We start from the raw sequence: 11,427 nt of genomic DNA on the forward strand, positions 1-11,427 counted from the left end.
AGTCGGAGTGACCAGCGGAATAAAGCCGAGGTCCTCGCGCACGCGGGGGATTTCCGCCAGCACTTCGTCCAGACGGTGAGCGGCGTTCTGCTGCTTCAGCTGGCCTTCCAGGTTGGTGAGCATTCCGCCCGGCACCTGGGCCACCAGAATGCGGCTGTCGTAGCCCTTCAGCTGGCCTTCAAAGGCGTGATATTTCTTGCGCACCTCGCGGAAGTACGCGGCGATGCTCTCCAGCTTCAGGATATCCAGCCCGGTGTCGTGTTGCGTTCCGGCGAGAGTGGCGACCAGCGCTTCGGTGGCCGGATGGCCGTAGGTGGCGCTCATGGAGGAGATAGCGGTATCCACGCCGTCGACGCCCGCCTCGATAGCCTTCAGCAGCGCCATCTCCGCCATGCCGGTGGTGGCATGACAGTGCAGGTGCAGGCGCACCTCAAAACGTTTTTTGATTTCGCTGACCAGCTCATACGCCGCCATCGGCGTGAGAATGCCGGACATATCCTTGATGGCAATCGAGTCAACACCGGTTTCCAGCAGTTGTTCGGTTAAGTCCAGCCAGGTCTGCAGCGTGTGTGCCGGGCTGGTGGTATACGAGAGCGTGCCCTGGGCGTGGGCGCCGTGGCTGCGCACCGCCTGCAGGGCGGCTTTCATATTGCGCGGGTCGTTCATGGCGTCGAAGACACGGAACACGTCCATGCCGTTTTTCACCGCGCGTTCGACGAAGCGTTCCACCACGTCATCGGCGTAATGGCGATAACCGAGCAGGTTCTGGCCACGCAGCAGCATCTGCAGCGGGGTTTTGGGCATGGCTTTTTTGAGTTCGCGCAGGCGGACCCACGGGTCTTCGCCGAGGAAACGGATGCAGGCGTCAAAGGTGGCGCCGCCCCAGCATTCGAGGGACCCGTAGCCCACGTCATCAAGCTGGGCGGCAATCGGCAGCATATCGTCAAGGCGCAGGCGGGTGGCGAAAAGGGACTGGTGGGCGTCACGCAGGACGACGTCGGTAATGGCAATGGTCATGGATTCCTCCGTAAATTAAGGGTTAAGGCGGCGATGGTGGTGGATAGCGGCGGCAATCACCGGCTTGAGGCGGGCAAAGTCGTCAGCGGGCGCGGCGGCGGCAGGTGCCGCCTTCGGTACTGGGACCGGTTCAGGGAAGAAACGGTTGACGGCGGCGGACATGCCGCGGATGGCGAAAATCAGCAGGAACAGAAACGCCAGCACGAACCCCATGCCGAGGAACATCAGAGTGAAGCCTTCACCTAATAGCACCGAACTATTCATAATAAAGTCTCAAATTTAATAATCTAAAATAGAAAAGTAATATCAGGCATTAATAGAAGGGATAAAATACCGGTAGTAAAATCATACTAACGATAAAACAAACCAAACTAATCGCCAATCCGGGTTTTAAGAAATCTTTAAATTTAACATTCCCCGGGCCAATAATCATTGAGTTTGCTGGAATAGCCATTGGGGTACAAACAGCAACACTACTCGCAATAAAAACAGCAATAACAACTGCACGAGGGTCTGCGCCAATAGATTGTGCGATAGTCCATCCTACCGGGCATAACAACGTACATGCTGCAGTGTTACTCATTACTTGAGTCAAAGCCCATGTAAGTATCCACAATGACGCCATAATAATCATAACGCCAGAATCTCCGGTTACTGAAATAACGGCATTAGCAATCATTTCTCCAGCACCAGTAGAATTAAGCGCGGCTCCTAAAGGCATCATAAACGCAAGCATGAAAACAGTTAGCGTTTCAAAAGAATTAAAAGTTTCCTTTTGTGTTAAAACGCCAGCAAATACAAGAACAATAGCCGCACAACACGCAATAATATGCATTGGAGGCAGAAACTTAATATAATCAGTTGCCACCATTCCAGCGATAGACAGAATAAAAACGGCTAAAGTTAAATTTCTATGCCAGGCCGGAATTTGGCTATAATCCATTTGAGAATCAGATTGTGTATTTCCATCACGATCTGCGATGAGTTTTGAACCGAAGAAATAGAGAAATATAGAGCATGCAATCAGCAAAGGAATACCAATTTTAGCGTATTCGAAAAATGGCACCGACAGACTTCCCTTACTAAAAGTTTCAATAGTATTTTTAGCAATCAGATTTCCTGGCGAACCGATAATAGAAATGTCAGCACCGATTGTTGCCCCAAAAACCAGAGGCATAAGAAGTTTAATAGGCTTAATCTGACTACTGGCGGCAATACCTAAAACAATAGGAATTAGCACAGCAACTGTTCCGCTATTAGAAACAAAGGCAGACATAACTCCACCAATAAGAAAAATCAATACACTAAGGATTCTTTCTGTTTTAGCATATTTTAGTAAAATTTTACTTGATTGCCATGCCAAACCTGTTTTAAAAAATGCCGCACCGAGTACACACATGGCGACGATAAGAATAACATTCGCATTTACGATTGAAGCAAAAATATCCTTAGCATCGATAACACCGGTAAAATAAAGTGCCATTGGGACCATAAATGCAACTAATCCCATAGGAAGACGATCGCTAACAAAGATAATTATTGCAACCACTAAAACCAACAAAGTAATAATCGCTGGTGACATGTATACGTCCTTATATTATTAGGGTACAAAAACAACTCATTACAGTCATGAATACAACTGCAACAAGCATAAATCACATGTTATACTAAAATTACATCTAATTAATTTCTATTGAGAAAGAATACACTCACATAAATAACAGCACTTACCCGACAAAGGCATAACATATTCTTACTGCTTTTGTTTCTGTTTAATCAAATAATTTCCTCTTAAAATCTGTCTGTGTATAATGCTACTTATATAAATGAAACTCATCCAATGCTAATAAGGTTGCAGCTTATGCAATATCGGCATCACCTCGAACTAACATGGCTCGAAGACTGTCTGGCTCTAAAAGAAACGTTGAATTTCTCAAAAGCGTCTGCCTCAAGATATGTGACTCAACCCGCATTTAGTCGTCGGATACAATCTCTCGAAGAATGGGTGGGTACGCCCCTTTTTGAAAGAAGTAAACGGGGAGTCACCCTTACCAAGGCCGGAGAAGTATTTACAGACCAGATTCCCGAACTGATCCACTCCTTGTACACATTGAAAAGTGATACCCTTGAGGCCGCAGGTAATAAACAACCTAGCCTTGTTTTTTCAGCAACGCATGCTTTGTCTTTCTCTTTTGTACCACATTTGTTAAAACAAAGTGATAAAATTGCAAAATTTGGTTCATTTCGTCTTTTATCTGACTCATTGAATGCGTGCGAAAAAATGATGCGGCAGGGAGATTCACAATTTTTGCTGTGTCACCATCACCCACATATGCATCTAAATTTAAATAAAAATAACTTTATGAACATTCGTCTTGGGTTTGATACATTAATTCCATTCAGTAAACCAGACTCAGAAACGTTAAAACCGTTGTGGAATATAAATAATAAGACTCAATTCCCTTACCTTTCTTTTTCATCACAATCAGGTCTGGGAAGAATAATAGCAAATACAGCGTCTATTAACAGAATTACCCATAATATAAATGTTGCCTTTGTGGCCGATCTGGCAGCAACACTATTGGCAATGGTCAGATCTGGCGATGGTGTTGCCTGGATACCTCAAAGCCTTGCCAGGCAAGATATAGAGGCTAAAACTATTGTTACTGCAGCGGAAAAAGAAAGCAATTTATGGGTACCCATAGAAATAAGACTTTATAGACCAGCCAAGAGAATGCCTCCAGATGCCGAAGAGCTATGGGAAATTTTTGTTGAAGAACAAATATAATTATTTAATTGTAAAATGTTCTTTAATATAATCCTCAATGAATTTAATTAATGCTCTGGTTGCATATGATAAATATTTATCTTTCTTCCAGGCCAAACCAATCGTAACATAAGTCGGCTCAGTCATGGCCTTGGTTATTACTTTTTCGGCTTTAAGATCGACAGCGTCCAAAATGAAAGAAATTCCTTCATTTTTAGCAACCAGATCTATGTTGGTTTGAATCCTGTTTGATGATAGAAAAATATGTGTATGAATTCCTCGCTTTGTACATTCTTCAATAATCGTTTTTCTATGCCAGGAATCTTTTTTCATTAGTATCAATGGCTCATATTGTAGATCTTCCCAATCGATACTATCCTTTTTTGCCAGAGGATGTTTATCTGACATACATACCACGTGCTGCTGAGTCATTAATGGTACCGTAACTAATTCTTTTGGACAGTCATTAATAATAACAATAGCAAGATCCAGCTCTCCAGCAGAAAGTTTATCATGTAAACCAAAAGTCCCCTCTTCAACAAGAGAGAGTTCCATCTCTGGATAAATCTCTCGGAAATGCTTGAAGAGCGGTGAAAAAAGAAACAAACTTATCATCGGTGGGATCCCCAAAGTTACTATGCCACCATTTTCATTACGATAATCTTTCATTTCCGCTACGCTATTTTTTAACGCAATAAGGATAGGTTCAATTTTTTGTAAGAAAAACATGCCCTCCTCAGTAAGGACAAGTTTATTTTTCTTTCTATCAAATAATGTCACCCCTAATTCATTCTCTAACTTCTTAATAGCAATGGTGATATTAGGTTGAGAAACAAAATGCCGCTCAGCAACTCTGGTTAAGTTACCTAACAAAGAAGCGCTTACAAAATATTCTAATTGTCTAATTTCCATCTATTTTCCACTACTATAAATAAAATTTATCATTTAATAAAAATAACATATTTCCTTCCTACAATGAATACGAATATCATGAAAATGTGATCAATGGATAAAACAATGCAACATAGCACTGGAGGGAGTATGAGTCGTATATTAAATACAGAAATTATCATTCCGGTTATCGAAAAACTTGTAAAAAAAGCTTGTTATGAACTGGATGATAATCTCATGTGTTCTTTTCGTAAAGCATATGATAAAGAAGAGTCAAAGATCGGCAAGGAAACCATTAAGATATTAATTGATAATGGAGAGTATGCAAAAAAAGAACAACTTGCATGCTGCCATGATACCGGCACTTGTATCGTTATAATGGAAATTGGACAACATGTATGCTGGGAAGGTAAGCCGCTTAAAGATCAGGTGAACCAGGGTGTTCGCCAGGGCTATGAAAATGGATACTTAAGAAAATCCATGGTTGCAGATCCATTAGAACGTATTAATACTAATGATAATACTCCTGCAATTTTACATACTGAAATTGTTGATGGTGACCGAGTGACAATTACCGTTATGCCAAAGGGCGGCGGTAGCGAAAATATGGGAACTTTTAAAACATTGCTTCCCGGCGATGGTATTGATGGTATAAAAGATTTTGTTCTGGAAACTGTCCGTCGTGTAGGAGGCAATCCATGCCCTCCTTATATTATTGGTATCGGCGTTGGCGGTACAATGGATCACTGTTCGTGGATGGCGAAGAAAGCATTATTACGCCCTCTTGGTGAGTTCAATGCTAAACCACTTTATGCCCAGCTCGAAGCTGAATTATTAGAGGCCGTGAATAATACAGGGATCGGCCCTTTAGGTATGGGCGGGCGTATTACGGCGTTAGGCGTGCATGTCGATTACTATCCTTGCCATATCACTGCACTGCCAGTCGCAATCAATTTCCAATGTAATGCAAGCCGCCACGCTAGTGAAATCATTTAATACCTGGAGAAGCTATGATGGAATTAACATTACCATTGACTAAAGAGAAAGCGAAAACTCTTAAGGTCGGCGATATATTATTTCTCACTGGATTTGCTTACACCTGCCGTGACGCCGCGCATAAAAAAATCGAAGTAGCGCTTAGTAACGGAGAAAAATCACCAGTCGATTTTCAAAACCAAACGATTTACTATGCTGGCCCCTGCCCTGCCAGACCTGGTTTACCTATTGGCTCCAACGGTCCTACAACGGCCGCGCGTATGGACCCATTTGTAGAAATGATGTTTCAACAAGGGGCAACTGCGTTTCTTGGCAAAGGCGATCGTGCTGATTATGTCGCTGAGCTTTGTAAAAAATACGGTGGGGTTTCGCTACTCGGGATTGGAGGAGCGTCTGCAATTAATACAAAACATGTTAAATCAGTAGAAATTGTTGCCTACGAAGAATTAGGAACAGAATCCATTAAGAAGTTATATTTTGACCGCTATAGAGTCATTGTAGGAATTGATTCGGAAGGAAATACTCTCCAGAAGCAGGAAGTACCCAAGTACGCCAAATAATAATACATTAATATTGGCAATATCGGTCCGGTAGGCTGTTACCGGACCGATATGTTTTCTATCCTGCACTTCACCACAGGATAGAAACTAAACTTAGCCGCGACGGGCTTTTACCGCTGCCGACAACTGACGAAGCAGCGCATCGGTATCTTCCCAGCCAATACAGGCGTCAGTAATGCTTTTACCGTAGGTCAGCGGCTGACCGCTTTCCAGACTCTGGTTGCCTTCTACCAGATGACTCTCTACCATCACGCCAATAATCGCTTTTTCACCGCCCGCTATCTGCTGGCAGACATCGGCGCAAACCTCCATCTGCTTTTGAAATTGCTTACAGGAGTTGGCATGGCTGAAATCGATCATGACCTGCGGCGTCAGTCCCGCTTTGATGAGGCCTTCTTTCACCTCAGCAACATGTTGCGCGCTATAGTTTGGCGCTTTACCGCCGCGCAGAATGATATGGCAGTCGCCGTTGCCGCTGGTATTCACAATCGCCGAATGACCCCATTTAGTGACGGAGAGGAAGCAATGCGGCGCGCCGGCGGCGTTGATGGCGTCAATGGCGACTTTAATCGTGCCATCAGTACCATTTTTAAAACCGACCGGACAAGAGAGGCCAGACGCCAGTTCGCGATGAACCTGGGATTCAGTAGTCCGCGCGCCAATGGCGCCCCAGCTCATCAGATCGGCCAGATATTGCGGCGTGATCATATCGAGGAATTCGCCGGCGGCAGGCAGGCCGCTGTCGTTAATATCCAGCAGCAGTTTGCGCGCAATACGCAGACCGTCGTTAATCTGGAAGCTGTTATCCATGTGCGGATCGTTAATCAGCCCTTTCCAGCCGACGGTGGTACGCGGTTTCTCAAAATAGACGCGCATGACAATTTCAAGCTCGCCTTGAAGCTCATCACGTAGCGCCAGCAAACGGGCGGCATACTCTTTCGCCGCTGCCGGATCATGAATTGAACAAGGACCGATCACCACCAGCAGACGATCGTCATTGCCTTTGAGAATTTTATGGATGGCTTTGCGTGCGTGAGCAACGGTATTTGCTGCATTTTCCGTGGCGGGAAACTTTTCCAGCAGCGCGACCGGAGGTAATAACTCGTTGATTTCTTTAATGCGTAAATCGTCGTTCTGATAATTCATGTTTATTCCAGTGTTGCCGTACTTATCCCAATGAATGCAATCCCTCCAATCTATCTCTTCAATTAAATAGTGTAAACGGGCTTTTACACTTTGAACGGAATAATCCTGGAATTAAGGAAAAAAACGCACAAATGTAGCGAAAAATGGGATCTAACCTACACTTTTTAACTGTAACCACTCTGTTTATGAATTATTGCAAGATTCTCTGCTGCGTTAACCCGCGGCGGCTAACGCTTTTTATCCCTTATTTGAGGATTTGACTGACACGTGCACTGTTGGAAGAGGTTATCCGACATATCCACCATAACAGGAGCATCTTATGAAAATGACAAAACTAACTACGCTTTTACTCACCGCTACCCTCGGCCTTGCCAGCGGCGCAGCGTTAGCTGCTGAATCTAACGCGCAGTCCAGTAATGGCCAGGCTAACTCGGCGGCAAATGCCGGTCAGGTTGCCCCGGACGCCCGCCAGAATGTGGCGCCGAATGATGTGAATAACAACGACATCAATACCAACGGCAATACTAACAGCACAATGCAGCATCCAGACGGTTCAACCATGAGTCACGACGGAATGACCAAGGATGAAGAGCATAAAAATACCATGTGTAAAGATGGTCGCTGCCCGGATATTAATAAAAAAGTGGAAACCGGTAATGGCGTCAATAATGACGTGAACACCAAAACCGACGGTACCACACAGTAATGCAGAAAAAAGTCTGATAACGGGAGAGCTTTCGCTCTCCTTTTTATTTTGTCAGCGAAAAATCAGTATGATGACTACAGTATTGATGAGAATAACAAAGGAATGACGTTATGGCGCACTCACACTCTCATGCCGATTCACACCTGCCGCAAGATAATGATGCTCGTCGCCTGCTTTTCGCCTTTATCGTCACTGCCGGATTTATGCTCCTTGAGGTGGTGGGCGGGATACTCTCCGGCTCTCTGGCGTTGTTGGCGGATGCGGGACATATGCTCACCGACGCGGCGGCCCTTCTCTTTGCGCTGCTGGCGGTTCAATTTTCCCGTCGTCCCCCGACTGTTCGCCACACTTTTGGCTGGCTAAGACTCACCACTCTGGCGGCCTTTGTGAATGCCATTGCGTTGATGGTCATTACCCTTCTCATTGTCTGGGAAGCGATAGAGCGCTTTTACACGCCACGTCCGGTGGCGGGCAATCTGATGATGGTGATTGCGGTTGCGGGTCTGCTGGCGAACCTGTTTGCGTTCTGGATTCTCCATCGGGGAAGCGATGAAAAAAACCTGAACGTGCGCGCTGCCGCGCTACATGTGATGGGAGATTTGCTGGGTTCCGTCGGCGCAATAGTCGCCGCGTTGATCATTATCTGGACGGGCTGGACGCCAGCGGACCCGATTCTCTCTATTCTGGTTTCGGTACTGGTGTTACGCAGCGCCTGGCGTTTGTTAAAAGATAGCGTCAACGAATTGCTGGAAGGTGCGCCGGTTTCGCTGGATATTCATGCCTTACAGCGCCATTTAAGCCGGGAAATCCCCGAAGTTCGCAACGTACACCATGTGCATGTCTGGATGGTCGGCGAAAAACCGGTCATGACATTGCACGCTCAGGTCATTCCGCCACACGACCATGATGCGCTGCTGGAACGTATCCAGGATTTCCTGATGCACGAATACCATATTGCGCACGCTACGATTCAGATGGAGTATCAAGTGTGTCACGGCCCGGACTGTCATCTGAATCAGACGCCATCCGGGCATGTTCATCACCATTAACGGGAAAGCGCGCGCGATCCTCGCTCCCGCGCGCTGTTTATCCACAGGCGGCTACCGTTCACGGCGATAAATGTCAGGATCAGATATTCCAGCGACATCGCATAGACGCCCTGCAAAGCAAAAATCACCACACTGATCACGTTGATTACCACCCACAGGAGCCAGTTTTCGACATATTTGCGTGTCATCAGAATCATCGCCGCGATAGACAGCACCATCATGCAAGAGTCCCAGAACGGGAAAGCGTCCGGTTGCAGTACAGGCATTGTCACCTGTAACCCCAGCATCTGCATAATGGCGACGGCCACGCGCGTCAGGACGGCGAATACGGGATCGATATATCGCGTCATCAAACCGATAGCTATCACACATATCGCCAGCCATGCCATTGCTTTTGGCAACGGCAGCCAGCGGATTTTAAGCTCGGCTTGATTATCCTTTGTTTGCCGCGACCATGCATACCAGCCATAAATATTGGCGGCAAAGAAAAAGAGTTGCAGCAACAGGCTGGCATAAAGCTGGATCTGAAAGAAAATAATCGCAAACAGGGTGACGTTAACCAGTCCAAAAAAGTAGTTGCTGATCTTCTCCAGACTGGCAAGCCAAATACAGAGCAGGCCGGCGATGGTTCCTACCGCTTCGATCCACGAGAGATCGTACCCGCCAGCGCCAATCGGAATATGAATCAGTATGTTGTGCGTACTAAAAAAATCCATTCTCTCCCCCAAAGATTTCCGTCTTTACGCCCGAAGTGTAGTCGCAAAATCCAGCATCCGGTTGAGGGGCAGTAATGCGCCCTCGCGTAGCGCCGCATCAACCTGTATTTCATGCGCCGCGCCTCCCTGCTCCAGCCCTTCAGCAATGGCTTTCAGGCCATTCATCGCCATCCACGGACAGTGCGCGCAGCTACGGCAGGTCGCCCCCTCGCCAGCCGTGGGCGCTTCAAGCAGCTCTTTTTCAGGCACCGCCTGCTGCATTTTGTAGAAGATGCCGCGATCGGTCGCCACGATAAGCTGTCTGTGCGGCAGCGTTTTTGCCGCCTTAATAAGCTGACTGGTGGAGCCCACCGCATCGGCCATTTCGACAATGGACTGCGGCGATTCAGGGTGAACCAGAAGAGCGGCATCGGGATAGATTTTTTTTAAACGGGTCAACGCCTGGGTTTTAAACTCGTCATGCACGATACACGCCCCTTGCCAACACAGTACATCGGCCCCGGTCTGTTTTTGCACGTAATTCCCCAGGTGTCTGTCCGGCGCCCAGATAATTTTTTCCCCCAAACTATCCAGATGCTCAATCAGTTCTACGGCGATACTGGAGGTCACAACCCAGTCCGCACGCGCTTTAACAGCAGCCGAGGTGTTAGCATAGACCACTACGGTTCTGTCAGGATGCGCATCACAAAAAGCGCTAAATTCGTCTATTGGGCAGCCTAAATCCAGCGAACATTCCGCCGCCAGGGTAGGCATAAGAATGGTCTTTTCCGGGCTGAGGATTTTGGCGGTTTCCCCCATAAACCGTACGCCCGCTACCAGTAACGTGGATGCGGCGTGCTTCGCGCCGAAACGGGCCATTTCCAGCGAGTCGGAAATACAGCCGCCGGTTTCTTCTGCCAACTGTTGAATTTCCGGATCGGTGTAGTAGTGCGCCACCATCACCGCATCCCGTTCGCTGAGGAGTCGTTTGATTTTCTCACGATAAAATTGCTTTTCATCGTCGTTCAACGGCGTTGGTTTCGGCGGGAACGGGTAGATTGCGGCTTGTGGGTCAAACATTACGCTCATCATGCTTCTCGTTTTACTGGCTTAACGAAACAACCAAATGAAAGCGTAATAAACGCCGCAATCGGTTAATTTGTTTTATATGCTAAACAAGATAGCTGATTCAACAAGGAAAGTCACAATAATTACGTAGCCCCGTATCTGATGGCGACGTAACGTCTTATCTGGCCTACGTGAGCGGTGCCGTCTGTAGGCCTGATAAGCGCAGCGCATCAGGCAAGACCCGAACCTGCGGCAGGTTCGAATCTTCCATATCGCAGATAGCAAAAAAGCGCCTTTAGGGCGCTTTTTTACACTGGTGGGTCGTGCAGGATGACTCGCTTCGCTCGCCCTTCGGGCCGTCGCCGCAAGCGGCTCCGTTGTCTCACTGCGTGAGACCCGAACCTGCGGCAGGTTCGAATCTTCCATATCGCAGATAGCAAAAAGGCGCCTTTAGGGCGCCTTTTTACACTGGTGGGTCGTGCAGGATGACTCGGCTTCGCCTCGCCCTACGGGCCGTTGCTGACGCAACGTT

At 47.0% G+C, this 11,427-nt stretch carries 12 protein-coding genes and 2 other RNA genes; 5 read left to right on the plus strand and 9 right to left on the minus strand.

All coding sequences use genetic code 11. The features are described 5' to 3' along the window. The 3 genes from ACLD11_RS21110 to ACLD11_RS21120 form a co-directional block, all read right to left on the minus strand. On the minus strand, positions 1-1,017 hold a 1,017-nt coding region (locus tag ACLD11_RS21110; RefSeq protein ID WP_411015338.1), incomplete at its 3' end, for a pyruvate carboxylase subunit B. A 15-nt stretch (positions 1,018-1,032) separates the two neighbouring features. Further along, positions 1,033-1,281 carry an oxaloacetate decarboxylase subunit gamma gene (locus ACLD11_RS21115; RefSeq protein ID WP_001089087.1) on the minus strand — a complete coding sequence of 83 codons (249 nt, stop codon included), beginning with the start codon at positions 1,279-1,281 and terminating at the stop codon, positions 1,033-1,035. Between the two features lie 49 nt (positions 1,282-1,330). Then, the gene (locus ACLD11_RS21120) at positions 1,331-2,599 is read right to left on the minus strand and encodes an SLC13 family permease (protein ID WP_411015339.1); all 1,269 of its coding nucleotides are present in this window, start codon (positions 2,597-2,599) and stop codon (positions 1,331-1,333) included. A gap of 222 nt (positions 2,600-2,821) precedes the next feature. Between ACLD11_RS21120 and ACLD11_RS21125 the strand changes: the two genes are divergently transcribed. Continuing rightward, complete coding sequence (locus ACLD11_RS21125; protein ID WP_077917616.1) at positions 2,822-3,805, plus strand: LysR family transcriptional regulator; 984 nt, start codon at positions 2,822-2,824, stop codon at positions 3,803-3,805. Here the strand turns inward: ACLD11_RS21125 and ACLD11_RS21130 are convergent, their stop codons facing one another. Continuing rightward, entirely contained in the window at positions 3,806-4,696 is an 891-nt protein-coding gene (locus ACLD11_RS21130; RefSeq protein ID WP_411012466.1) for a LysR family transcriptional regulator, read from the minus strand. It abuts the gene before it with no gap. Positions 4,697-4,825: 129 nt separating this feature from the next. Here ACLD11_RS21130 and ACLD11_RS21135 point away from each other — a divergent pair, with 129 nt between their 5' ends. Both ACLD11_RS21135 and ACLD11_RS21140 read left to right on the plus strand, forming a co-directional pair. Beyond that, positions 4,826-5,671, plus strand: a complete 846-nt coding sequence (locus ACLD11_RS21135; protein ID WP_000086831.1) for a fumarate hydratase — start codon at positions 4,826-4,828, stop codon at positions 5,669-5,671. A gap of 14 nt (positions 5,672-5,685) precedes the next feature. Then, complete coding sequence (locus ACLD11_RS21140) at positions 5,686-6,231, plus strand: FumA C-terminus/TtdB family hydratase beta subunit (protein WP_000970374.1); 546 nt, start codon at positions 5,686-5,688, stop codon at positions 6,229-6,231. Positions 6,232-6,324: 93 nt separating this feature from the next. Here the strand turns inward: ACLD11_RS21140 and aroG are convergent, their stop codons facing one another. After that, positions 6,325-7,377, minus strand: coding sequence for a 3-deoxy-7-phosphoheptulonate synthase AroG (gene aroG, locus ACLD11_RS21145; protein WP_001109233.1), 1,053 nt, complete (start codon positions 7,375-7,377; stop codon positions 6,325-6,327). A gap of 319 nt (positions 7,378-7,696) precedes the next feature. Between aroG and ACLD11_RS21150 the strand changes: the two genes are divergently transcribed. Both ACLD11_RS21150 and zitB read left to right on the plus strand, forming a co-directional pair. Beyond that, on the plus strand, positions 7,697-8,083 hold the full coding sequence (locus ACLD11_RS21150) for a YbgS-like family protein (protein ID WP_183059018.1): 387 nt from the start codon (positions 7,697-7,699) through the stop codon (positions 8,081-8,083). Between the two features lie 110 nt (positions 8,084-8,193). Then, positions 8,194-9,132, plus strand: coding sequence for a CDF family zinc transporter ZitB (gene zitB, locus ACLD11_RS21155; protein ID WP_411015340.1), 939 nt, complete (start codon positions 8,194-8,196; stop codon positions 9,130-9,132). Here the strand turns inward: zitB and pnuC are convergent. The 4 genes from pnuC to ACLD11_RS21175 form a co-directional block, all read right to left on the minus strand. Continuing rightward, positions 9,129-9,848, minus strand: coding sequence for a nicotinamide riboside transporter PnuC (gene pnuC / locus ACLD11_RS21160; protein WP_000345367.1), 720 nt, complete (start codon positions 9,846-9,848; stop codon positions 9,129-9,131). The two genes, zitB and pnuC, sit on opposite strands and share 4 nt — an antisense overlap. A gap of 24 nt (positions 9,849-9,872) precedes the next feature. Next, positions 9,873-10,916 (minus strand): quinolinate synthase NadA, encoded by a 1,044-nt coding sequence (nadA, locus tag ACLD11_RS21165; protein WP_000115351.1) that lies wholly within the window; start codon positions 10,914-10,916, stop codon positions 9,873-9,875. Positions 10,917-11,209: 293 nt separating this feature from the next. Further along, a non-coding RNA gene (locus tag ACLD11_RS21170) (RtT sRNA) lies at positions 11,210-11,335 on the minus strand. Between the two features lie 29 nt (positions 11,336-11,364). Continuing rightward, positions 11,365-11,427: non-coding RNA, RtT sRNA (locus ACLD11_RS21175), on the minus strand; the annotation flags it as partial.

This window comes from Salmonella sp. 741265116_PST, from assembly GCF_046567715.1.
Lineage (GTDB): Bacteria > Pseudomonadota > Gammaproteobacteria > Enterobacterales > Enterobacteriaceae > Salmonella > Salmonella enterica.